This window comes from Halomonas sp. KX33721 (assembly GCF_001596805.1).
GTDB lineage: Bacteria > Pseudomonadota > Gammaproteobacteria > Pseudomonadales > Halomonadaceae > Vreelandella > Vreelandella aquamarina.
The window spans coordinates 36,570-59,758 of record NZ_LVIA01000023.1; the positions used below are offsets into that span (position 1 = coordinate 36,570).

Sequence of the window (23,189 nt, forward strand, 5' to 3'; positions counted from 1 at the left end):
CTGTAACGTTGGCCGTACACAAGGCGTGACAGGTGTACGCGGTTCGCGCATTTTATAGTGATAATAAGATGCTTGATTGCTTATATTTTTCAATCGCTTATTGCCTGTTTTACGCATTTGGCACGGCGGATGCTTAGGGTTGAGTGTCTTATCGACAGTTCAACAATAACAACGACCTTGGAGTACCCGCGATGACTCACACAGAAGTAAGAACCCCAACCCACGCCACCAGCACCGTCAACGCATGGCTACAGGAGTTTGATGAGGCGCTGCAGGTAGGCGATATCCAACGCGTGCTGACGCTATTCAATGACGAATGCTACTGGCGCGACTTTCTGGCGTTTACCTGGAATCTAAAAACCTGCGAAGGCCAGAAGGAAATCCAGGCCATGCTTGATGCCACGCTGGCCAATACTCAGCCCACCCAGTGGCAGCTTGACGGTGAGGCCAGCGAAAACGGCGATACCGTCGAGACGTGGTTCACCTTCAAAACGGCCATTGCCAGCGGAAAAGGCTACCTACGTTTGATAAACGGCAAGTGCTGGACACTGCTGACCACCATGCAGGCGCTGGACGATTTTCCCGAACCGCGCAACCACCATCGCCCTAAAGGGGCCGAGCATGGTGCCAACAAACAGCGTGAAACCTGGCTGGAAGCCCGCGAGCGGGAAGAAGCGGAGCTTGGTTACACGCGCCAGCCTTACTGCGTGATCATTGGCGGTGGCCAGGGCGGTATTGGCCTGGGGGCGCGGCTAAAGCAAATGGGCGTGCCCACCATCATCATCGAGCGCAACGAGCGTGCGGGGGACTCCTGGCGCAAGCGCTATAAATCCCTCTGCCTGCACGACCCGGTATGGTACGACCATCTGCCTTACATTCCCTTCCCAGAGAACTGGCCGGTGTTTGCCCCGAAAGACAAAGTGGGCGATTGGCTGGAAATGTACACAAAAGTGATGGAGCTCAATTATTGGAGTTCCACGACCTGCGACAATGCACGCTTCGATGAAGCCGCAGGCGAGTGGATCGTGAACGTGAAGCGCAACGGTGAAGAGATTACGCTACGCCCTAAACAGCTGGTGATGGCTACCGGGATGTCCGGTATGCCTAACGTACCCAAGTTTGCAGGCTCGGAAAGCTTCGAAGGCGAGCAGCAGCACTCCAGCCAGCACCCAGGGCCGGATGCTTACGCGGGTAAAAAGTGCGTGATCGTGGGCTCGAATAACTCGGCTCACGATATTGCCGCCGCGCTCTGGGAGCACGATGCCGATGTCACCATGCTCCAGCGCTCCTCGACCCATATCGTTAAGTCGGATTCATTGATGGAAGAAGTGCTGGGGCCGCTCTACTCGGAAGAGGCGGTAGCTGGCGGGTTGACCCACGAAAAAGCCGACCTGCTGTTTGCCTCCATTCCTTACAAAGTGCTGCCTGACTTCCAGCGCCCGGCGTTTGAGGCGATTAAACAGCGCGACGCTGAGTTTTACCAAAAACTCGAAGACGCGGGCTTTATGCTCGATTTCGGTGACGATGAGTCTGGCCTGTTTTTGAAATACCTGCGCCGTGGCTCGGGTTACTACATCGATGTGGGGGCCTGCGATCTGGTCGCCAATGGCGATATTAAGCTGCGCAGCGGTGTTGGCATCGAGCGTATTAATCCGCACTCCATCACGCTCACTGACGGCAGCGAGCTGGACGCTGATTTAATCGTCTACGCCACTGGCTATGGCTCCATGAACGGCTGGGCGGCACGGCTTATCTCCCAGGAAGTGGCCGATAAAGTGGGTAAATGCTGGGGGTTAGGCTCTGACACCACCAAAGACCCTGGCCCTTGGGAGGGCGAACTGCGCAATATGTGGAAGCCCACCCAACAAGAGGCGCTGTGGTTCCACGGTGGCAACCTGCACCAGTCCCGGCACTACTCTCACTATTTGGCGCTGCAGTTAAAGGCTCGTATGGAAGGACTAGATACCCCCGTCTATGGGCTGCAGCCGGTTCACCATGTGTCTTAAAAGCTATGTGTCTTAACAGGAAGGGATACTTATGAGTCAGTCAACGAATCAGCCTCAGATGCAGGCCGCAGTGTGGTATGCCGCTAAAGATCTGCGCGTTGAGCACGTGCCGGTGCCTACCATCAACGACCCCCATGCGGTGAAAGTGAAAGTCGCCGCCTGCGGTATTTGCGGCAGCGATTTACACGAGTATGCCGCCGGGCCGATTTTTATTCCGGTAGGCAAACCGCACCCCATTAGCGGCGAACAGGCACCGATCATCATGGGCCATGAGTTTGCGGGTGAAGTGGTGGAGGTTGGTGAGGAAGTGACGCGGGTGAAAGTAGGCGACCGTGTGGCCATTGAGCCGATACTTTCACCTAACAAGGATGGCGCTTACCAGATGGAGCGCTACAACCTGACGCCGCTGCTCGGCTTTCACGGCCTCTCCGGCGGTGGCGGCGGATTTTCGGAGTTCACCGTGATGGGTGAGCATATGGTGCACAAACTGCCGGATGACCTCAGCTACGAGCAGGGGGCGCTGGTCGAGCCTGCGGCGGTCGCGCTGCACTCAGTACGCCAGAGCAGCCTCAAAGCCGGGGATAGTGCCGTGGTGTTTGGTGCGGGGCCGATTGGTTTAATGACCATCGAAGCGCTTAAAGCCGCCGGGGCTGCACAGATTTATGCGGTGGAAGTCGCACCGTCCCGTAAGGCCAAAGCCGAAGCGCTGGGAGCCATGGTCGTCGACCCACAGCAAGAGGACGCGGTGGAGAAACTGCACGCCTTGAGCGGCGGCGGGGTGGACGTGGCCTTCGAAGTGACCGGCATTCCCGCCGTGCTCAACCAAGCGCTGCACAGCACCCACGAAGGGGGCGAAGTGGTGGTGGTGAGTATTTGGGAGGGTGACGCCAGCTTCCAGCCCAATGACCTGGTCATCAAGGAGCGCACCATGAAAGGCATCATTGCCTATCGCCATGTGTACCCAGCGGTGATGGCGCTGATGCAGCGGGGCTACTTCCGCGCCGAGGATATGGTCACTCAACGCATTCCGCTGGCGGATATCGTGGAGGAGGGCTTTGAGGCGTTGCTGAACGATAAGGCGCAGGTGAAAATTATCGTCACGCCATAGCGGTACGTTTTTGAAAGGCGAAAGGCCATCCGCGGATGGCCTTTTTTAATGGGATTTTTTGATGGGCGGTGCCGCTACTCGGCATAGATCATTTTGCGCGTCATCCCGCCGTCGGCGACAAAGTTCTGCCCGGTGATAAAGCCGGATTCTTTGGAGAGAAGAAAACGGGTGAGCGCGGCAATATCTTCGGGAGTACCCACGCGCCCCACCGGATGCTGGTCACGATCGATGGCGCGGTGCTCCACCGGCTGCTGGCGGCTGGGTTTTTGCCAGTCGCTGACCTCGATCCAGCCAGGGCTAACGGCGTTGACGCGAATATCCGGGCCTAGGCTGACCGCTAGCGCGTGGGTCAGCGCGACAATGCCACCTTTGCTAGCGGCGTAGGCTTCGGTATCCGGCTCGGATTGGATGGCGCGTGACGAGGCCATCAGCACCATACTGCCGCCGTGCGGGCGTAGATAAGCAGCCCCATGCTTGGCGCACAAAAAGGCGCCGGTGAGGTTAGTGTTTAAGTAGGCCTGCCATGTCTCTAGCGAGAGCTGCTCCACCGGGCCATGGAAGGGGTCGGCAAGGCCCGCGTTATGCACGATGCCGTTGAGCTGGCCAAAGTGGCCGACGGTTTTTTCGAGGCTGGCTGCCACTTGGGCTTCATCGCTGACATCCGCCATTAGTGTTAGCAGGTTCTCACGGCGGGGCAGTCGTTCAGCGGCCGCACTTAGGGCTTCTTTATCAATATCCGTAATGGCAACGCGATAGCCGTCGGTGAGCAGGGTGTGGGCGATACCGAGACCAATTCCTTGGGCACCGCCAGTGATATAGATGATGTGGGGCTTAGTCATACGCACTTTTCCATGGTGAGTTAAACGTGTCTTGGCACGGTAGCCGTTTTAAATGTGAAATATCGATACAGCTAACGACAGCAGCTGAATAAATGCATACATTGACATTAACTGCTAATTGAAGAGGACCCAACGCTAGGGCAGCATATCCTGGAACAGTTGACAAACTTCAGCTACGTGGTATGCCTGTTCTCCTCGGTTCCGGCTGCGTGCAAGGAGATTAACAAAGAGCCCCCGATATTTTAATTGTCGATGCCATGATGGGTGTTGAGCACATGGTGTGCAGCCTCGATGCGTCAGATCAAGATCGGGATCGTTTACTGGTATTGGCGGATGAGGCGCTTTACCGCGCCAAACGCGGGGCCGCAACCAGGTGTGCCAGTAGCGCTATCCGTCGACGGCGCTGGCATGATTCGTTATGGAGCAACGCAGCAACAATTGCGCACTGCTGGTGCGCTTTTGCCGTCTGGCAAGCGATGCGCGTCTTTCGAATACGGTTTATTTTTTATAACTCTATGTATTTAAGTAGAAATATATTTATTGGCATGCGGCTCGCTACATAAACGGTAAGCAGCAAATGAACAGAGTCATTTAGGTCACTTGCATGACGACACTCGATGCTCTCCCTTCTTTGCGACGTTGCTAAGGCGATGCCTGGCAACCCACCGAGTGAGCTGGCGTGCTCCACCTGGGTCCCCTTCGGGGGACTTTTTTTTATGCCTGCTTTTCGGGGCCGTTGGTTAATAAAAGCTATCAGAGTCAGAAAACCTATAATAAAATTTCACAGGAAATTTGAAAACAGTGTTCGTATACTATATATTGTATAGGTTAGCTGGTGTCGACCAGCACCAATCCCAAGCAAGATGCAAGAGGATACTCTGATGAGCAAGCTAAAACTGATGACTGCCGCCGTTGTTTCTGCCAGTGCGCTCATGGCCAGCCAAGCTGCCATGGCCTACGAAGCGGGTGATGTGTTCGTCCGTGGTGGTGTTGCCCAAACAGATACTGGTTCCGGTAACGGCAACGTGGGTGACGCAGACCTCAACGTGCAAAGTGCCCGTGGTTTCACCTTCGGTGCGGGTTACCTGTTCACCGACAAAATCGGTATGGAGCTGAACAGCTCTGAAAAATTCGAGCATGACCTGAACACACGCCCGGGTGGCGATGCAGGCAGCGTCGATCGCCTGCCGGTCAACCTGCTGGTCAACTACTACCCGATGGGTGGTTTAGACTCTAAAGTACAGCCCTACGTTGGTGTTGGCTTAAACTACACCCGCTTCTCTAGCGAGCCGACAGGTTTGAGCATCGATGAGAGCTATGGTGCCATTGGCCAAGCGGGTGTGGACTTGGCAGTGACTGACAACGTCATGCTGAATGGCTACGTTAGTTATGCTGACGTGAGTGCCGACATTAATAACGCGGCTGGCGCCACCATTGGCGAAGTCGATATGGAGCCTGTGACCATCGGCGGTGGTATTACTTACCGCTTCTAATCCAGGTTTGTAAGACACACGCCCGGCCCACTGATGTGGGCCGGGCGTTTTTGCATTGGTAGATTATTACTGCGTTAAATTATCTGAGCCGCTATCCGTCACCAGAATATTATCTTCAATGCGAATACCGCCGCAGACAGCCAACTGATCAACCAGTGTCCAGTTGACAGGATGAGACTGGTTTCGCAGCGGCGCGAGCAGCATGGGAATAAAATAGAGCCCTGGTTCAATGGTCACTACCATGCCGGGTTGCAGGGGGCGGGTGAGGCGAAGGGCAGGGTGAGCGTTAGGTGCCGGTGATGGCGTGCCGTCTGGCTGTCTCAACCCGGCCACATCATGTACCTGAATACCCAGCGAGTGCCCCAGCCCGTGGGGGCAAAAGGCTCTCGTAATACCTGCTTCCACGGCGCTTTCGGCGCTGCCGTTATATAGCCCGTGTGCGACCAAGATATCAGCCAAGCCTTGGTGCATTTTTTCATGCAGCGCAACGAAATCAACGCCAGGGGCGATGTGTGCAATCAGCTCATCTTTGAGGCTGTGCATGGCGGTAATTAAAGCGCCAAACTCGCTGGGGGCATCTGGGCCTGTATAGGTGCGGGTAATATCGGCGCAGTAACCCCGAAAGCGTCTGCCCGCATCTACCAGCAGGCTATAACGCTGCTTGGGGGCTGACAGGTCATAGTGCTGATAGTGTAAGACCCCGGCATGCTCATTTAGCCCAATAATATTTTGATAGGGCACTTCAGACTCGCGTTGTCGGCTGGCTGCCAGATAGGCTAACTGCACATCCAGCTCGGCGGCAGCGCCTATAAAAGCGGCGTTAGCCGCCTGATGACCTGCTACCGCCAGCCGGTTAGCTTCACGCAGGCAGGCAATTTCATAAGCAGATTTCGTCATCCGCAGCTCATCTAGCTCGCGAACTAACGCTTCAGGTTGCAACGTGGCCACGTTAGCGAGCTGCGCGGTGCTTTCAAGCTCCGTTACATCGCCAATGACGGTGGCGCGGCCTGATAGCGGTGGCGTGATTTTGTCGCTACATAGGTGCACATCAAACTCAGCGACCCACGGCTCTTCAGGTAGCTGTGTCGGCAAGTGCCAAAAATCTGCGGGCGCATAGAGGTAGAGCTGGGGGCGTTGATTCGATTGAATCACCAGCCAGCTATGCTGAACGTCTGCCATACCGACCCAGTGTATAAAGTGGCCGTAGGCCTGAAAGGTCGTGGTGTGATCATCGGCGAAATGGTAGCGGGCGTGGCCGCTGTAAATCGCCAGGCTATCCAGCTGATGGTTAGCCAAGCATTGCTGGTAAGCACGCTGTAGCGACGCGATATGCTCGCGCTGCTGTTGGTAGAGGGTTGCTGACATATAAGACATCCTTTCAAGATCGGGGTGGGGTAAGCTCGCTCCACAGGCTATCGAGTTCGGCGTGGTGCTGGCTTTGGTGACGATAAAGCCGCAGCTCCATCGGCACATCCCAGCGGCTGTCTCCAGCCCTGACTAGCGTGCCGTTGGCGAGTTCCGCCGCCACATTGCGTTCCGGTAGCCAGCTCATGCCATAGCCCAGTAGCACCAACTCTTTGATGCCCGCCGCGTAGAGATTTTCACTTTGTGCCGTTAAGCACGTGCTTTGCGGTAGTCGCGCCAAATGCGCTTTGACTGCCGAGCCTAATAGCCCCCCGTTTGGGGTACGCCAGCCAAGGCACTGGCTGCTGGCGAGTGCCGGGGAGCTGTGCACAGGGCGTGCCATCGGCTTTCAGCCCTGTCATGGGGATCAACCGCTCATGACCAATTACCCGATAAGTACAGGCGCTGGTATCAATATCTAGATCACAGCGCCCAACAGGCCAGTAGCAAATCGCCAGATCACACTCCGCCCGTGCTAGTGCCTGGAAGTAGTCGCTGGCCACCCAGCCCGTGGCGCGCAAGTAGGGCTGCATACGGTCTTGCCAACCCAGTTGGGTCAGCCATTCGGGCAGAAAATGCGCCAGCAGGCTTTGCGGTGCTGCCACCATAATGCGCCGCTGCTGCCCGGCACTGATCTCACGAACGCGATCACGCGTTAAGCGAACCCGGTCGGTGACCTGTTCGCATAGCGTTAAAAACTCTTCCCCCGCAGGCGTTAACGACAGCGGTAGCGTTTGCCGATTGATCAGCGTGACGCCCATCTCCTCTTCCAGCAGCTTAATGCGCCGGGAAAAGGTGGGCTGGGTGACGTGCTGTTCGTCGGCAGCGCGAGAGAAGTGTCGCGTTCTGGCCAAAGCAATAAAGTCTTCTAGCCAGCGAATTTCCATGCCCTACCTCGCAAAGCGGCCAAGCGTATAACGGTTGAATGGGCCGCGCTCATAGGCGGCCTTCTTCAACAGCGTGGCACGCAACGTGGGTACCATCATCCTGGGTTTTTAGTGCAGGGATTTCCTGTTTGCAGCGGGCGTTGGCATGAGGGCAACGGCCATGAAAGACACAGCCGCTAGGCAGATTGACCGGCGTAGGCACTTCACCGGAGAGGCGAATGTGCTGGGGGCGGTCATCTTCCAGCCGAGGGATGGCCGACAGCAGCGCCTGCGTATAGGGATGGCGCGGCTTGGCAAACAACGTGGCCGTGGTGGCGACTTCACACACAGTGCCCAGGTACATCACCGCCACGCGCGTGCCGAAGTGCTCGACCACGGCCAGGTCGTGGGTGATGAACAGATAGGTCAGGTTACGGTCCCGTTGGGCATCCATCAGCAGGTTGAGCACCTGAGCCTGAATGGATACGTCCAGTGCTGAAATGGGCTCGTCGGCCACGATAAATTCGGGGTCGACGGCGAGTGCGCGAGCAATCGCAATCCGCTGGCGCTGTCCGCCGGAGAACTCGTGTCCAAAGCGCTTGCCCCAGTCTGGGTCGATACCCACCGAACGCATCACCTCCTCGACTTTATCGAGGATCTGCTGGCGCTTCCAGTCGGGATGGTGAAGCCGCAGTGGCTCTTCCAGCGTCTGCTGAATGGTCATGCGTGGGTTCAGCGACGCGTAAGGGTTCTGGAAGATCATCTGCATGCGCTTGCGGTAGGGCAGGAGCTGCTTCGAGCTGAGATCGTCGATGCGCTGGCCGTCGTAGCGAATTTCACCCTCTGAGGGAGAAATCAGCCCCATGACCGTGCGCGCCACGGTGGACTTACCGCAGCCAGACTCACCCACCACGCAGAGCGCTTCGCCGCGTTTGATGTCCAGGTTCACGCCGTTAATGGCGTGGATAAACTCCTGATGGCGAACCAGCTTGCCGCCTTTGAAACGTAGCTGTTCCAGAAAATCACCGGAGAGTGAGAAACGCTTTTTAAGACCGCGAATTTGCAGTAGCGAGTCGTTGCTCGCTTCGTTTTGGGTCGGCATGGTCGCGATCGTTTCCGCCTGGGCGTTCATAGGGTCTCCTCCTTCAAGCGGCGGTCTTCAAGCATTTCCGCCACCATGTGGCAGGCAACGCGGCAGTTACCGGATTCAACAAAGTCGGGGACTTGCTGGGTGAACCGCCCCGGCTTTACCGGAGACTCCATATCTTGAGAGGATGGAGTTATGAACTCACCAAAACGATATTCCCCAGAAGTCCGGGAGCGAGCTGTTCGATTAGTCCTTGAACAGCAAGGCGAATACCCGTCCAAGTGGGCGGCGATCTGCTCCATTGCCAGCAAGTTCGGCTGTACACCAGAGACTTTGAGAGCCTGGTGCAAACGCACAGAACTCACGCAGGAAAACAGCTCGGTTAACCTGTCTGAACATGAACGGCTCAAGCAGCTAGAGCGTGAAAACACCGAATTGAAGCGTGCCAATGAAATTCTCCGTAAGGCGGCTGCTTTTTTCGCCCAGGCGGAGCTCGACCGAAAACCCAATTGATGGTGTCATTTATCGACGAGCATCGTGCTCAGTTCGGGGTCGAGTCGATTTGTAGTCAACTGCCAATCGCCCCATCGACGTATTACCACCACAAGGCACTTGAAGCTGATCCTGAACGGCGGGCAGACCGGTATCGGCAGGATGCGTTTCTTACCGCTGAGATTCAGCGCGTGTGGGAAGAAAACTTCTGCGTCTACGGTGCCCGTAAGGTCTGGCGGCAACTCCGTCGTGAAGGCGTTAATGTTGCTCGTTGCACTGTAGAACGGCTCATGCGCCGCCTAGGAATTCGCGGCGTGGTGCGAGGCCAACGCCCCTTCACGACCATCAGTGATCCCGGCCAGAAACGGGCACCTGATTTAGTGAAACGTGACTTTACGGCCATGCGTCCTCATCAGCTTTGGGTGGCCGATTTTACCTATGTCGCTACCTGGTCTGGCTTCGTTTACGTTGCGTTCGTTATCGATGTTTATGCACGCTGTATCGTGGGTTGGCGTGTAGCGACGTCGATGAGAACGGCACTGGTGCTGGACGCTCTGGAGCAAGCTCTGTGGGCACGAAAACACAGACAAGGGTTGATCCACCATAGTGATAGGGGAAGCCAATATCTCTCGATCCGCTACACCGAGCGTATGGCTGACGAGGGTATCAATGCCTCAGTCGGCACCACCGGCGACTCCTACGACAATGCGCTGGCTGAAACCATCATCGGCTTGTTCAAAACGGAGGTGATCCATCATCGTGGCCCATGAAGGGGACTGGATGCCGTTGAGTATGCCACGCTGGAGTGGGTTGACTGGTTCAACAACCGCCGACTGCTGGAACCCATCGGAAACGTTCCACCAGCAGAACGAGAAAGGACGTATTATCATCAACTGGAAGAGTCGGGTGAAGCTGCCTGACTCAAACAAACCGGTCTCCGGAATAACCGGGGCGGTTCACTGGAGTCATCCCCCAGCGCTTCGGAGGGCGTGCCGCTCAGCGTGCACTTCGATATTACCGCGCAAAAGGTCGAGTTTTAGGCAGCGTATGTCGCTGCAATTACGCCCCAAAACGCTGGTGAAGCCAGCGGTTAATCTCATCCGATTCGTATAGCCAGGTGGCTTGACCTGCGTCATCGGTAATTTTTAGGCAGGGAACCTTTACTTTACCACCACCTTCCAGCAGGGCCTGCTTATGTGCAGGGTCTATCTGGGCGTCGCGAAGCTCAATATTAAGCCCCAGCCGGGCAATCTCTTTACGCACTTTGATACAGAAGGGGCACGTTCTGAACTGGTAGAGCGCAAGCTGTTGGCAAGCGGCGTCTACCTGAGCCTGCTCTTCTGGGGTGCGCTCTACGGCTTTTGGCGTGGATAGCTTCTCGGAGATCAGCATGACGGGGGCTAGCAGGACGCGAACGCCCCGAAAGAAGTAACGAATTAAGATGCGCATGGTTGTCTCCTCTCACTGCACTGCTTTACAGCGTATGCAGTGGACGGGTTGTTGGATGTCGAATAAGAAAAGGTGCGCGCATCCTGCAATAAATCGTCAGAATTGTCACTTTCTGAGCCTGTAATGCCATGTCGCGCGGGGAACGAGATGAGCAACACCGCGTGGCGTGCTAATCTCAGCGCTCGTTGATTGATGTGTTTAGTAAGTTCAATCGTTTGAAATGGTTAGGAAGGGAGCGCTTGGCCCATGCGTCTGCATATTATTGGCATCTGTGGCACCTTTATGGGGAGCCTTGCACTACTTGCACGGGAGTTAGGCCATGAAGTAAGCGGCTCCGATGCCAACGTATATCCACCGATGAGTACGCAGCTAGCTGAGGCTGGGATCACCCTGATGGAAGGCTATCAAGCAGCCAATCTCTCAGGCTCAATCGACTTGGTGGTCGTGGGTAATGCGCTCTCACGGGGCAATCCGGAGGTGGAGGCACTGCTCAATAGTGGCATGCGCTATACCTCAGGGGCGCAGTGGCTTGCAGACTATGTGTTGCCTGGCCGCAAAGTGATTGCGGTGGCGGGCACTCATGGCAAAACCACCACTGCCAGCTTGTTAGCTTGGCTATTAGAAAGTGCTGGGCTAAAGCCTGGCTTTCTGATTGGTGGCGTACCGCGTAATTTTGGCGTTTCGGCGCGCTTAGGCGACGAAAACGCCCCCTTTGTAGTAGAGGCCGATGAGTATGACACGGCCTTTTTTTGATAAGCGCTCCAAGTTTGTTCACTACCGCCCGACGATTGCCGTACTCAATAACCTTGAGTTTGATCATGCTGATATTTTTCCTGATCTCGCCGCTATCGAGCGCCAGTTCCACCATTTAGTGCGTATCGTTCCCAGCCAAGGGCATTTATTAGTAGCCGATCAGCAGCCCGCACTGGAACGAGTGTTGAAGATGGGGGCGTGGTCACCGGTGGCCTATTTTGGAGCTGATGCAAACAGCCAGTGGCAGCTGCGCTTAGAACGTGCCGACGCTAGCCGTTTTCAGGTCTTGTATTTAGGCGAGCAAGGTGAAGAGGATGGCGTGGTGGAGTGGGCGTTAACCGGCGAACACAACGCGCGCAATGCACTGGCAGCGCTCGCGGCAGCACGACTGTGTGGCGTGAATTTGGTGCGGGCGTGTGCCGCGCTGGCGCGATTTAAAACACCGCGCCGTCGGCAAGAGGTAAGGGGCGAGGTCAATGGCATTCAGGTGATCGATGATTTTGCCCATCATCCGACGGCCATTGCCGCCACGCTACAAGGTCTGCGCGCAGCCACGACCAAGGGGCGTTTGCTGGCAGTGATTGAACCACGCTCCAATACCATGCGTTTGGGTGCCCTGCGGGAGCGCTTAAATGACAGCGTGGCCGATGCGGATGCGGTGTTCTGGTTTCAGCCAGCGGGAGTGGCTTGGTCGATGGAATCGCTGGTAGAGACTCAAGGAGAGCGTGCCGCGCTGTTTAACGATATTGATGCGCTAGTAGAAGCAGTGGTCACTCAAGCGTCACCTCTAGATCGTATTGTGGTGATGTCTAATGGTGGTTTTGAGGGAGTGCACGAGCGGTTGTTAGATGCATTAACAGCGCGGGAGCAGTCGAAGTGACAATGTTTAAACCTCCGGTAACAGTAGCGCTAACAGGTGCTTCAGGCGCTCAGTATGGCCTTCGCTTGATCGATGTGCTGGTCGAGGCGGGGCATGAAGTGTGGGTAATGATTTCCAAAGCGGCTCATATGGTGATTGCCACGGAAACGGATGTGTCACTCCCTGCCCAGCCGCAGCGATTGGTAGAGACGCTCACAGAAAAAAGCGGTGCCCAACCAGGGCAAATTCGCTGTTTTGGTCGAGAAGACTGGATGGCGCCCGTGGCATCTGGGTCTGGTGCACCTTCGGCCATGGTAATTTGCCCCTGTTCAACGGGCACGCTCTCGGCGGTCGCGACCGGCGCCAGTAATAACTTGATTGAGCGCGCCGCTGATGTGGCCATTAAAGAGCGCCGTACGTTGGTGATGGTGCCACGCGAAAGCCCGTTTTCTCCCATTCATTTAGAGCACATGCTGGCGCTTAGCCGCCTGGGGGTGGTGATTTTGCCCGCCGCTCCAGGGTTTTATCACCGCCCTCAAAGCATGGAAGATCTGATCGACTTTATTGTTGCGCGTATACTCAATCAGTTGGGTATTGCCCACCGCCTGATGCCCCGCTGGGGCGAAGACGCCGCGGCCACCTCTCGCGATGCGCAAAACAAGGACGGTTCGCCATGATGTCATGGGCGACGCTCTCGGTCTTCATACCGACGTTTCTCTTCGTCTCGTTAACACCAGGCATGTGCATGACGCTGGCCATGGTGTTGGGCATGACGCAAGGCGTCAAACGCACGCTGTGGATGATGGTCGGGGAGCTGATCGGCGTCGGTTTCGTGGCGGCGGCGGCGGGGGCGGGCGTCGCTGCGTTGATGCTGCGCCAGCCCGAACTATTCATCGCCTTCAAGTGGGTGGGCGGTGCCTATTTGGCCTATTTGGGCATCATGATGTGGCGCTCACGGGGCCGTATGGCTATTCCTAGTGAGCTGGATACTGGCCCTGCCGCTGGGCGTCTTCAGCTTGCCACCCAAGGTTTGGTAACGGCCGTTGCCAACCCAAAGGGGTGGGCGTTTTTTTATGGTGCTACTGCCGCCGTTTTTAGATGGCAGTCGGCCGCTTGCGCCGCAGCTCAGTATGCTAATTGCTGTCATTCTCACCATTGAGTTTGCCAGTATGTTGGTATACGCCACCGGCGGAAAAACGTTGCGTAAGCTGCTAGGTAAAAGCGGCAATGTGAGGCTGCTTAACCGCATCGCGGGCACATTGATGATTGGCGTAGGCATGTGGTTGGCATTGGGTTGAACGAGTCACTCCCTGCATGAATCCCTATGTTTAAACGGGCGGGAAAAAAGTAACACGTAGAATGATGAGTAGTAGTGACCCAAGCAGCAGCCCAAGCCAGGGAAAAGACGGCAAAGGAGGGCGATAACGCCGTTGCCAATTAAGCTGAACAAGCGCACAGACGACCAGACCAAGCAGCACACCGCCCATTAAGTCGCTGAGCCAGTGGACACCAATGATCAGACGCGAAAGTGCCATTGGGATCGTGATGGCAATGGCAAGCCAATATACCCACATCCGCCTTTGTCTCGGCATCTGTGACGCGACAAAGGCTGCCGTGATACCCACCACTACAACCCATGTGGAGGTATGTGCACTTGGGTAGGAAAACGACCCGACTAAATAGTCCGGTGTGTCAGGCCTAGCCCGCGCAAATACGGCTTTACCTAATGTGTTGAGTGCGCCAATACCTCCCAGCGCTAGCGCCCCATGAGCAAGTAGGTCAATACGTTTGACCAACAGCAACCAGAGTGCCCAAGGGGCGACGAGTGTAATAATCCCCGCTTTATCGCCCACTTCGGCAAGTAGCAGGCTGGCGTCTGTTAGCCAGGGAGTTGCCAGCCAGGAGAAGAGTCGCTGCGCCTGCAAGTCAATCAGCAAAGGGCCTGGATGCTGCATGACCATCAGTGTCCAGGCGGATGCTGCGGTAAGCGCTATGATGCATAAAAAGAGTGAGGCTAAAGGCACCTCGCCACTGCGACTCATAGCGAGCCACGGGCGGCGCATGGCGGGTATTCGGCGAGCAATACGTGCAATTGCAAAGTACACCCGCCCCTTGTGACCTACTTGCGCGCGGCCCCAGGAGAACATTACGGCCAGTGCCACGACGCTAACGGCCATCATCACCACGGCCATTTCAACATTGGCGGGCAGGTTGAGCTGCTGTTGCCAAGTGTGGCCCAGCAGGTAGCCGGGTAAAACGTATGCCGGTGCCCAAAGAGCAGCAGAAATTACGTTGGCTAAGAGAAAGGTGCGCGCTGGCATATGCATCATACCCGCGATGAGCGGAATAATAGGGCGCACGGGTCCGACAAAGCGCCCAATAAACACCGAGTAGATACCATAACGCTCAAAAAAACGGGCGCCTCGGCCTAGCCATTCGGGATGAAGCGAAAGCGGCCAACGGGTCACCACGGTATCGCGGTGGCGATAGCCTAAAAAGTAGCTAAGCCCATCGCCTAACACAGCCCCTGCGAAGGCTGCGCCAATTAGCCACGGTAGCGCGACCATTTGATGCCCTGCCATAGAGGCAGCGGCAGTGATAAGTACAACGCCGGGCACCAGTAAGCCTACCAGCGCTAGAGATTCCACCATGGCAATCCCCAGCACCAGTAGGAGCAGCAGCGTAGGTGAAAGTGACAGAGATAACAGTGTGTCGGCGATAGACAAGGGCGATTCCGTCCGCAGATGGGTTACACGTTGGCAATAGCTTCGGCACGCGTTTCCAGGCGCTGTACATATCGCTCGAAGCTCTCTTTGCGAAGAGGCAGGCAGGTGGTAATGCGCGCTTCTAGTTGCCCAGTTTCCACTAGCACACGACGGGAAAGCGCTCTCTGTAAGCGCTCCCTAACAAGCAAGGCGCCACTTTCACTGGTATCGGGTAGGACCAGCCAGAATGTCGCATTGCCAGCGCGACCCAGTATATCGTGATCACGGCAACGGCTATTGACCTCGCTGCACAGGGCACCCAATAAGGCGGTTTGCGCACGGTGACCAAACTGCTCTTCTGCCATATCCAACTGTGGTAAGTGAAGCACTAGGACTGCCAAGCGCTTATTGAGCATTGCTGCCCGTTGAAATTCATTATTGAGCCGCTCTTTCAGCGTATCAATATGGTAAGCATCACAGTCGCTATCGTTTGGGTCTGTGGCCCGCAGTAGCGCCCGACGGCGTGCATGTTCCCATGGGGGAAGGGCGAGCAGTAGCGTTAACGCCACATGACTAAGTGAAAAAGCAGTCGTCTCAAAAGGTGCTAGCCACCACCAGGCGGAAAGGCAAACTATATTCAGACTAAGCGCGCTCCAAAGCGGCAACAGTAAAAATGTGGCTGCAATGGGTAAGCCGAGCCATAGGGGCGCTGGGCTTGGCTGTGTATAGGTGGCGGTTAGCACAGCAATATAGATGCTCGCCAATAACAGTATGCGCGGTATGCAGGGGCGAAACCCTTGGCCTAAATGCATCAGCAAACTGACCAATAACAGCATTGCCAAAAATAGCGGTATTAGCAGTTCGCGGTAGCTGCCCATCGCGTACAGCCACATCATGTAGCCCACCATGATGAACATACTGGCGCTATAGGCCGCAGTCATTAGTCGCTTGGGCAGTGGCTGCACTCTCATGCGGCCTCACTTAGCCGATGTTTCGGGTAGCGGCTTAGGGCTTCGATTGAGAGTGACGCCAGCTCGATCTCCATGAGGGGCTGGTGATAAATGGCGGCGCTGTCGGGTAGAACAGCACATAGGAGCTCGCGCCGTTTAGCGGCCTCTTTGGACGTTCTCGATAATATGAGGGTGGCGAGTGTCGTGCCATTCAGCCGATAGACGTTTTCAAACTTATAAGTCAACTCGCAGAGTTGTTGGGCGACTGGCCAAAGTTGGTGCCGCTTTACTTGAATGACTAACACTTCGGCATGGATAGCTTCCCGCTCTGAGCGGGTTTGTTCTCGCAGTAAATCGCGTAAGAGTTGCTCGCCTGCCCATAGGTTTGCTCCTGGTACTAGCCTTAGGCGTTGGCGTATATCGCCATTCATATTAATTAACTGGTGAGTGCGTGAAAGGGCCAGTACGCTGAGTGTTGCCAGCGATAAAACCATTAGGAGCCACTCCGGTAGGCTCACCACGGGAGCGAGTAGTAAGCAGCTAAGCATGGCCGCGCATGCATTAAAAATGGCGGCCCAGCGATGTTGAGGCAGCATAAACACTGCTCCCCATGCCCAAATAAGCAGCGCATGCCGCTCAGGTGCGGCGGCAATTAACCCTAGTAGTAGCGTTCCAGCGAGCATCTGCCAGGGCAGCCCAGGAGAGCGGCGATGGCTAAAATCCAGTACCAGCGCCGTAATAAAGAGCCAACCAACCGACAGCCAGAGCAACAGGGCAGCTGCTGGCGGTGCCATGGGCGTCCATAAAGCCAGCGCCACGGCAGCGGCGAGTAGACTGGCTCTTAGCAGGCTGATTTTGTATTTGCTTTGCATGGTGGCTTACTATTTACCTGATAGCGGTTGGCCTATTTAGCAGTAGCATAACGCATTGCTTGGCCTAGTCCTTTGAATCACTCAGTATAATGCCCAAATGGCGTAATATAAGCCCACTTCACTTAGCAACGCTGACCACAACACAGGGAGATAGTATGCGCGGTTCTGATGCATTCCAAGAAGACGCCCAACACCATTTGGCTGCCGGGGATGTGCCCGCGTATATGCAGGCCCTGGGGCAAGGCGCTCGGGCAGCGGCAAGCGCATTGCGACGTGCCAATACCCACATTAAGAATCAAGCGCTTGAGGCAATGGCGCAGCGTGTGGCGGCGGCACGCAGTGATATTCTGCAGGCCAATGCCGAGGACATGCAGCGTGGGCGTGACAATGGGCTAGATAATGCACTGCTAGACCGGCTGGCCCTGAATGACCAGCGCATTGACGCGATGATTGAAGGTCTTCGCCAAGTGGCAGCGCTACCCGATCCGGTGGGTGAGATTGACGGCATGAGCTACCGCCCCAGCGGCATTCAGGTTGGCAAAATGCGCGTTCCGCTGGGAGTTATCGGCATTATTTATGAGTCACGCCCCAATGTAACGATCGAAGCGGCCAGCCTGTGTCTTAAATCGGGAAACGCTTGCGTGCTACGCGGTGGCTCCGAAGCCAGCGCCTCTAATGCAGCGCTTAGCCGCTGCCTTCAGGCGGGGCTAGCCGATGCGGGCCTGCCAGCGGGCAGTGTGCAGGTAGTGGCCACTACCGACCGTGCGGCCGTAGGTGAAATGATCAGTATGCCTGCCTATATTGATGTGATTATTCCTCGCGGCGGTAAGTCGCTGATTGAGCGCATTTCCCGCGAAGCTAAAGTACCGGTTATCAAACATTTGGACGGCGTATGCCACGTCTATATTGATACCACCGCCGATCCCGCTAAAGCGCTGGCGATTGCCGTTAATGCCAAAACGCACCGCTATGGCACCTGCAACACCATGGAGACGCTGCTGGTGGATGCGCCCGTTGCCGATATTTTGCTGCCGGAGCTGGCCCGGGCCTATGCAGAACATCAGGTAGAGCTGCGTGGCTGTGAGCGCACGCGCGCGTTACTTCCCCAAGCCACTTTGGCTACAGAGGACGATTGGCATGCGGAGTATTTGGCGCCGATCCTCGCCATTAAAGTGGTCGATGGAATGGAAGAGGCGATTGAGCATATTGAGCGCTACGGCTCGCACCATACCGACGCGATTGTGACTCAAGACTACTCGCTGGCGCGGCGTTTTATGGCCGAAGTGGACTCAAGCTCAGTGATAGTGAATGCCTCTACCCGTTTTGCGGATGGCTTTGAGTATGGGTTAGGGGCAGAAATCGGTATCTCCACTGATAAGCTTCACGCCCGTGGTCCGGTGGGGCTTGAAGGCTTAACGACTCAAAAATATATCGTATTGGGTGACGGCCAGGTTAGACAATGAGTGACACGCCCAGCATCGCCGGGCCAATGCGGGTAGGTATGCTCGGGGGGACATTTGACCCCATTCACAACGGCCATCTGCGCAGCGCTGTAGAAGTGCGCGAGGTGTTAGGCCTCAATACGCTGCATATGGTGCCCGCGCCGCAGCCGCCCCTGCGAGATACACCGCAGGTGTCGGCTGCCCAGCGCTTAGCCCTCTTAAAAGCGGGCATTGGCGATACGCCAGGGCTGTTAGCGGATGATCGAGAGCTTCAGCGCGACGGCCCCTCATACAGCGTGGATACGCTGGCGGAACTCCGCCAGCAGTATGGCGACGATGTACCGTTAGTCATGGTGATCGGCTTCGATGCCTTTTTACGCTTGGCGAAGTGGGACCGTGCAGAGCAGCTTTTCGAGTTGGCCCACCTAGTGGTCATTGCCCGCCCAGGTTATCAATCTTCTTGGCCCTCAGCATTGAAGGAACTGGTCGGTAATCGAGAGGTCGATAGTGTCGATGTATTAATGCAGCGCACGAGAGGCGGAATGTTGATGCTTGAGCTGCCGTCTTTAATGGCGATATCTGCCACTTATATTCGGGAGCGGCTGCAGGCGGGTAAAAGCGTGCGCTACTTACTACCAGAAGCGGTAGAACAGGCTATTTTTTATCAAGGGCTTTATCAGTCCGATGAATAGCGCTGGCAGTCGTGAAAGAAGCCGTTACAATGGCCCGCTTACAGGCTGATGCCACTCGAAATACCGACGTTAGTAACGACACTCGATACCACTACTCGATACCACCACAAGGGGTTGCCTTCAGGAGTCATGCACATCGATACACTGAAAAACCTAGCGATTGACTCGCTAGAAGAGCTTAAAGCACGCGATATTACTCAACTCGACGTTGCGAAATTAACCGAAGTTACCGATCTGATGCTGATTGCCAGCGGTACTTCTACCCGCCACGTGGCCGCACTGGCCCAGAACGTTGTCGAAAAAGCCAAAGCATCCGGCCTTCACCCTCGCGGTGTTGAAGGTGGCGATAATGCCGACTGGGTGCTGGTCGACCTGGGCGATGTGGTGGTTCACATTATGCTTCCAGAAGCCCGTGCGCTGTATGACCTGGAGCGCCTTTGGGCAGATCTGCCTAGCGACGCTGGCGCGATTAGTGAATCGCTGAAGCAGTTTGAAGAGCGAGCCACGATGTCATGAGGATTCGGCTGTTAGCGGTGGGTACAAAAATGCCTGCATGGGTGGAACAAGGCGTTGAGACCTACCGCAAGCGGCTCCCTCGGGATTTCACGCTGGAAATTGAAGAAATACCGCTCGGCCAGCGTGGCAAAAATGCCGATATCGCTAAAGCCCGCGCGCAAGAAGCGCAGCGAATTCGTGAAAAGCTGCGTGGCGATGAAATCGTGGTGGCGCTGGAGGTAAAGGGCAAACCCTGGACCACCGAACAGTTGGCGCAGGAAGCGGATGGCTGGCGCATGGAAGGGCGTGATGTGGTGCTGTTGGTGGGTGGCCCGGACGGCTTAGAGCCTGCGCTTTCCGCTATGGCTGATAAAGCGTGGTCACTTTCGCCGCTAACGCTACCTCACCCGCTTGTGCGAATTATGTTGGCAGAGCAGCTTTATCGCGCCTGGACACTGCTAGTGGGCCACCCCTATCACCGCTAGTGAGCAACATAGAGTTAATCACTAGCCGGTATGTTGCATTTATTCCCCACTGGGGCCGCCGCTTTTATTGTTTGATTTGAGAGTCATCTGTTGCCATGCCCCAGCGCCGTGACACGCTAAAAAATCCTGAGCAAGAGCTGCGTATTTTCCGTGTCAGGGCGCTGCTTGCTGTCTTGGTAGTGATTGTGTTGACGAGCTTGCTGGTAGGCCGCCTTGGCTATTTGCAAATCGTTCAACACGATTTATACAGCACGCGCTCCGAGAAGAACCGGGTACGCGTCGAGCCTCTGCCGCCTAACCGCGGGCTTATCTACGATCGTAACGGTACGCTGCTGGCGGAAAACCGTCCTACCTACAACCTGACCCTGGTGCGTGAGCGTGTCGATGATCTAGACGACACTCTGGCCCTGCTCGTCGATTTATTAGAGCTGCCTGAGGAAGAGATAGAGGCATTTCAGGTGCGCTCGCGGCAGCGTCAGCGTCCTTTTCAACCTGCGCTGCTGATGAGTGACTTAAGCGAAGAGCATATTGCGCGACTGGCCGTTAACCGCCACCGGCTGCCTGGTGTTGAAGTGGAAGCCCAGCTGTTGCGCTACTATCCCGATGCTGAAGTCATGGCTCATGCTCTGGGGTATGTGGGACGTATTAACGCCGAAGAGCTACAGGACTTAGACCCAGGCCGCTACGCGGGCACGCACTTTATTGGCAAGACCGGTGTCGAGCGTTTTTACGAAACCGAGCTACATGGAGAGGCGGGCCTACGCAAGGTAGAGACCAACGCCCGTGGTCGCGTGCTTCGCGAGCTTGGCCGTACTGACCCGGTGCCCGGCGCTAACTTAACGCTTACTCTCGACCGTTCCTTGCAGATGCTGGCTTACGAGCTTTTGGATGGCCGGCGTGGCTCTATTGTGGCTATTGTGCCAAGTACTGGTGAGATTCTGGCGATGGTGTCGACCCCGGGGTTTGATAGCAACCAATTTGTGACCGGGATCGACGTAGCCTCTTATCGAGCACTGCAGGAAGATATCGACCTGCCACTGTTTAACCGTGCTATTCGAGGACACTACCCGCCGGGCTCCACCATCAAGCCGTTTCTGGCCCTGGCAGGTTTGGTGGAAGGGGTCATTACCCCCGACAGCACCATTAATGACCCCGGCTTTTATCAGCTACCAAACGACTCCCGACGCTACCGTAACTGGCTGCGCTGGGGGCATGGCCGTGTTGATATGGAGCGCTCGATAGCGGTCTCCAACAACACCTACTACTACACGCTGGCTCATGACCTCGGCATTGATAAGCTCCATGAGCGTATGACCAACTTTGGTTTTGGCCAGCGCGTTGCCCACGATGTGCAGGGGGAAAGCACTGGACTCATGCCCTCCCGAGACTGGAAGCGAGCACGTTTCAACCAGCCCTGGTACCCCGGTGAAACGCTATCGGTGGGGATTGGCCAAGGCTACTGGCAGGTCACACCTCTGCAATTGGCCAGTGCCACTGCCGCGTTGGCAAACCGTGGGCACTGGGTGAAGCCTCGCCTTGCCCAGCGTATTGGTGAAGAGCCAGTGCCCGCAGAACTACCCGATACGCTCCCCGATATTCAGCTGGCCAACGATAACTGGTGGGATCGGGTATATAGCGGTATGGAAAAAGTGCTCAGTGGCAGCGAGGGTACGGCGCGTCGAACTGGGGTAGGGCTCGAGTATCGCATGGGGGGCAAGTCAGGCACGGCCCAGGTGTTCTCGCTCGGCCAGGATCAGCGTTACAACGCGGAGGAGTTAGAGGAGCGGCTACGAGACCACGCGCTCTTTATGGCTTTTGCGCCCATTGAAGAACCGAAAATTGCGGTATCGGTCATCGTCGAAAACGCGGGGGGTGGCAGCACTCATGCCGCGCATTTGGCGCGGGCGATGACGGATGCTTGGCTGCTCGAAGATGAGGCCCCCGAGGCTGAGGAAGTCAAAGAGGTGTTAGAGGAAGATACCGCCAACGTGGAGGGTAACTAGCGATGCCTTGGCAACTGATTACCCGCTCGCTGCGCCGTTATCCGGTACGCCCGCCTGATAGCGGTATTGCCCGTCGCAAAAGTATTTGGGAGCGTATCCACCTCGACCCTTGGCTGCTAGGGATGCTGTTGGTGTTGATGGGTGGCGGTTTGGTGGTGCTTTACAGCGCTTCCGGGCAGCGTATCGACACCGTGATTGCCCAAGCCATACGCTTTGGTATTGCGCTTTCTGGCATGGTGATTATTGCACAATTTTCCCCTTCAACTTTTTTACGCTGGGCCCCGCTGGCTTACGGTGCTGGGCTAGCGATGCTGTTGGCGGTTGAAGTTGTCGGCGATGTAGGTATGGGTGCCAAGCGTTGGCTGGAAATTCCGGGGGTCATCCGTTTTCAGCCCTCTGAGATGATGAAGTTGGCCGTACCGCTCATGGTGGCCGCTTACTTAAATCGCTGCCAGTTGCCGCCTAGGCTGCGTGATATTGTGGTGTGTGCGGTGATTATCGGCGTGCCCGTGGTGCTCACGGCTATCCAGCCTGACCTTGGGACATCGCTGCTGGTGGCTAGTGCTGCGGTGATTGTGGTGCTTCTGGCTGGGCTCTCTTGGAAGCTCATTGGCTTGGTCGCGGCCCTGGGCGCGGCGGGCCTGCCGGTACTATGGATGAACATGCACAACTACCAGCGCCAGCGGGTACTGACATTTTTAGACCCTGATAGCGACCCGTTGGGCTCAGGGTGGAACATTATTCAATCCACCACGGCTATTGGCAGCGGCGGGCTGTGGGGAAAGGGGTGGTTGGAAGGAACGCAGTCTCAGCTTGAGTTCCTGCCAGAGCGACATACCGACTTTATTATTGCTGTACTTGGTGAGGAGTTCGGCCTGGTGGGTATGCTCTTGCTGCTAACACTATATATCATGATTGTAGGCCGCGGCTTATGGCTGGCATCGTCATCCCAAGATACCTTTGGGCGGCTGTTTGCGGGCAGTATTATCCTGACGTTTTTTATCTATGTATTTGTCAATGTGGGTATGGTGAGCGGCATTTTGCCGGTGGTGGGCGTGCCGCTGCCACTGGTCAGTTATGGCGGCACCTCTAGCGTGACCTTGTTAGCGGGGTTCGGTATTCTCATGTCCATACACGCCCATCGGCGGTTGCTGCCACGCTGACGGTCAAGGTCGTGGCAGTATGAATT

The 23,189-nt window shown here is 56.1% G+C and carries 17 protein-coding genes, 5 pseudogenes and 1 other annotated feature; of the genes and pseudogenes, 13 read left to right on the forward strand and 9 right to left on the reverse strand.

Features of this window, described 5'->3' with window-relative positions:
- Window positions 1-191 precede the first annotated feature (191 nt).
- Together A3220_RS09730 and A3220_RS09735 are read left to right on the forward strand one after the other, a co-directional pair.
- A complete protein-coding gene (locus A3220_RS09730; RefSeq protein WP_062374637.1) occupies window positions 192-2,006 on the forward strand; it encodes an NAD(P)/FAD-dependent oxidoreductase in 1,815 nt (604 codons plus the stop codon).
- Window positions 2,007-2,037: 31 nt separating this feature from the next.
- Window positions 2,038-3,114 (forward strand): 2,3-butanediol dehydrogenase, encoded by a 1,077-nt coding sequence (locus A3220_RS09735; protein WP_275041238.1) that lies wholly within the window; start codon window positions 2,038-2,040, stop codon window positions 3,112-3,114.
- Window positions 3,115-3,188: 74 nt separating this feature from the next.
- On the opposite strand, the gene A3220_RS09740 is transcribed toward A3220_RS09735, so the two are convergent.
- The gene (locus tag A3220_RS09740; protein ID WP_062374639.1) at window positions 3,189-3,953 is read right to left on the reverse strand and encodes an SDR family oxidoreductase; all 765 of its coding nucleotides are present in this window, start codon (window positions 3,951-3,953) and stop codon (window positions 3,189-3,191) included.
- Window positions 3,954-4,834: 881 nt separating this feature from the next.
- Here A3220_RS09740 and A3220_RS09745 point away from each other — a divergent pair.
- The gene (locus A3220_RS09745; RefSeq protein ID WP_062374640.1) at window positions 4,835-5,446 is read left to right on the forward strand and encodes an OmpW family outer membrane protein; all 612 of its coding nucleotides are present in this window, start codon (window positions 4,835-4,837) and stop codon (window positions 5,444-5,446) included.
- A gap of 66 nt (window positions 5,447-5,512) precedes the next feature.
- Here the strand turns inward: A3220_RS09745 and pepQ are convergent, their stop codons facing one another.
- The 4 genes and pseudogenes from pepQ to A3220_RS18165 all read right to left on the reverse strand — a co-directional run.
- Entirely contained in the window at window positions 5,513-6,811 is a 1,299-nt protein-coding gene (gene pepQ, locus A3220_RS09750) for a Xaa-Pro dipeptidase (protein ID WP_062374642.1), read from the reverse strand.
- 13 nt (window positions 6,812-6,824) lie between these two features.
- Window positions 6,825-7,737: pseudogene (locus A3220_RS09755) on the reverse strand (LysR family transcriptional regulator).
- A gap of 49 nt (window positions 7,738-7,786) precedes the next feature.
- The gene (locus tag A3220_RS09760; RefSeq protein ID WP_062374643.1) at window positions 7,787-8,848 is read right to left on the reverse strand and encodes an oligopeptide/dipeptide ABC transporter ATP-binding protein; all 1,062 of its coding nucleotides are present in this window, start codon (window positions 8,846-8,848) and stop codon (window positions 7,787-7,789) included.
- Window positions 8,845-8,949, reverse strand: a pseudogene (locus tag A3220_RS18165) (methionine ABC transporter ATP-binding protein); the annotation flags it as partial. The gene A3220_RS09760 and the pseudogene A3220_RS18165, both read right to left, overlap by 4 nt.
- A 49-nt stretch (window positions 8,950-8,998) precedes the next feature.
- On the opposite strand from A3220_RS18165, the pseudogene A3220_RS09770 reads away from it, so the two are divergent.
- Window positions 8,999-10,215: pseudogene (locus A3220_RS09770) on the forward strand (IS3 family transposase).
- Window positions 9,274-9,390: a sequence feature (AL1L pseudoknot), on the forward strand. Its footprint overlaps the pseudogene before it by 117 nt.
- A gap of 139 nt (window positions 10,216-10,354) precedes the next feature.
- Here the strand turns inward: A3220_RS09770 and A3220_RS09775 are convergent.
- Window positions 10,355-10,744: a glutaredoxin gene (locus tag A3220_RS09775; RefSeq protein ID WP_062374645.1), complete on the reverse strand. Its 390-nt coding sequence runs from the start codon at window positions 10,742-10,744 to the stop codon at window positions 10,355-10,357.
- Between the two features lie 246 nt (window positions 10,745-10,990).
- Here A3220_RS09775 and mpl point away from each other — a divergent pair.
- The 3 genes and pseudogenes from mpl to A3220_RS09790 all read left to right on the forward strand — a co-directional run bounded on the left by mpl (window position 10,991) and on the right by A3220_RS09790 (window position 13,654).
- A pseudogene (gene mpl, locus A3220_RS09780) lies at window positions 10,991-12,377 on the forward strand (UDP-N-acetylmuramate:L-alanyl-gamma-D-glutamyl-meso-diaminopimelate ligase).
- A gap of 2 nt (window positions 12,378-12,379) precedes the next feature.
- Entirely contained in the window at window positions 12,380-13,033 is a 654-nt protein-coding gene (locus A3220_RS09785) for a flavin prenyltransferase UbiX (protein ID WP_044628092.1), read from the forward strand.
- A pseudogene (locus A3220_RS09790) lies at window positions 13,030-13,654 on the forward strand (LysE family translocator). The gene A3220_RS09785 and the pseudogene A3220_RS09790 overlap by 4 nt, the downstream one beginning before the upstream one ends.
- Before the next feature lie 30 nt (window positions 13,655-13,684).
- On the opposite strand, the gene A3220_RS09795 reads toward A3220_RS09790, so the two are convergent.
- From A3220_RS09795 to A3220_RS09805, 3 genes are read right to left on the reverse strand one after another with little or no spacing between them, the layout of a single operon-like run.
- Window positions 13,685-15,082: a bifunctional DedA family/phosphatase PAP2 family protein gene (locus A3220_RS09795; RefSeq protein WP_058577805.1), complete on the reverse strand. Its 1,398-nt coding sequence runs from the start codon at window positions 15,080-15,082 to the stop codon at window positions 13,685-13,687.
- Window positions 15,083-15,105: 23 nt separating this feature from the next.
- On the reverse strand, window positions 15,106-16,032 hold the full coding sequence (locus A3220_RS09800) for a diguanylate cyclase (RefSeq protein WP_062374647.1): 927 nt from the start codon (window positions 16,030-16,032) through the stop codon (window positions 15,106-15,108).
- Window positions 16,029-16,883 carry a hypothetical protein gene (locus A3220_RS09805; RefSeq protein WP_058577803.1) on the reverse strand — a complete coding sequence of 285 codons (855 nt, stop codon included), beginning with the start codon at window positions 16,881-16,883 and terminating at the stop codon, window positions 16,029-16,031. The genes A3220_RS09800 and A3220_RS09805 overlap by 4 nt, the downstream gene beginning before the upstream one ends.
- Window positions 16,884-17,038: 155 nt before the next feature.
- Between A3220_RS09805 and A3220_RS09810 the strand changes: the two genes are divergently transcribed.
- The 6 genes from A3220_RS09810 (at window position 17,039) to rodA (ending at window position 23,163) form a co-directional block, all read left to right on the forward strand.
- Window positions 17,039-18,346: a glutamate-5-semialdehyde dehydrogenase gene (locus A3220_RS09810; RefSeq protein WP_058577802.1), complete on the forward strand. Its 1,308-nt coding sequence runs from the start codon at window positions 17,039-17,041 to the stop codon at window positions 18,344-18,346.
- The gene (gene nadD, locus A3220_RS09815; protein WP_058577801.1) at window positions 18,343-19,017 is read left to right on the forward strand and encodes a nicotinate-nucleotide adenylyltransferase; all 675 of its coding nucleotides are present in this window, start codon (window positions 18,343-18,345) and stop codon (window positions 19,015-19,017) included. The genes A3220_RS09810 and nadD overlap by 4 nt, the downstream gene beginning before the upstream one ends.
- Window positions 19,018-19,146: 129 nt before the next feature.
- A complete protein-coding gene (gene rsfS, locus A3220_RS09820) occupies window positions 19,147-19,533 on the forward strand; it encodes a ribosome silencing factor (protein ID WP_044628086.1) in 387 nt (128 codons plus the stop codon).
- Entirely contained in the window at window positions 19,530-19,997 is a 468-nt protein-coding gene (gene rlmH, locus A3220_RS09825; protein ID WP_044628085.1) for a 23S rRNA (pseudouridine(1915)-N(3))-methyltransferase RlmH, read from the forward strand. The genes rsfS and rlmH overlap by 4 nt, the downstream gene beginning before the upstream one ends.
- Window positions 19,998-20,092: 95 nt before the next feature.
- The gene (gene mrdA / locus A3220_RS09830; RefSeq protein WP_062374648.1) at window positions 20,093-22,000 is read left to right on the forward strand and encodes a penicillin-binding protein 2; all 1,908 of its coding nucleotides are present in this window, start codon (window positions 20,093-20,095) and stop codon (window positions 21,998-22,000) included.
- 2 nt (window positions 22,001-22,002) lie between these two features.
- Window positions 22,003-23,163 (forward strand): rod shape-determining protein RodA, encoded by a 1,161-nt coding sequence (gene rodA / locus A3220_RS09835; protein WP_058577799.1) that lies wholly within the window; start codon window positions 22,003-22,005, stop codon window positions 23,161-23,163.
- The last annotated feature ends 26 nt before the right edge of the window (window positions 23,164-23,189 follow it).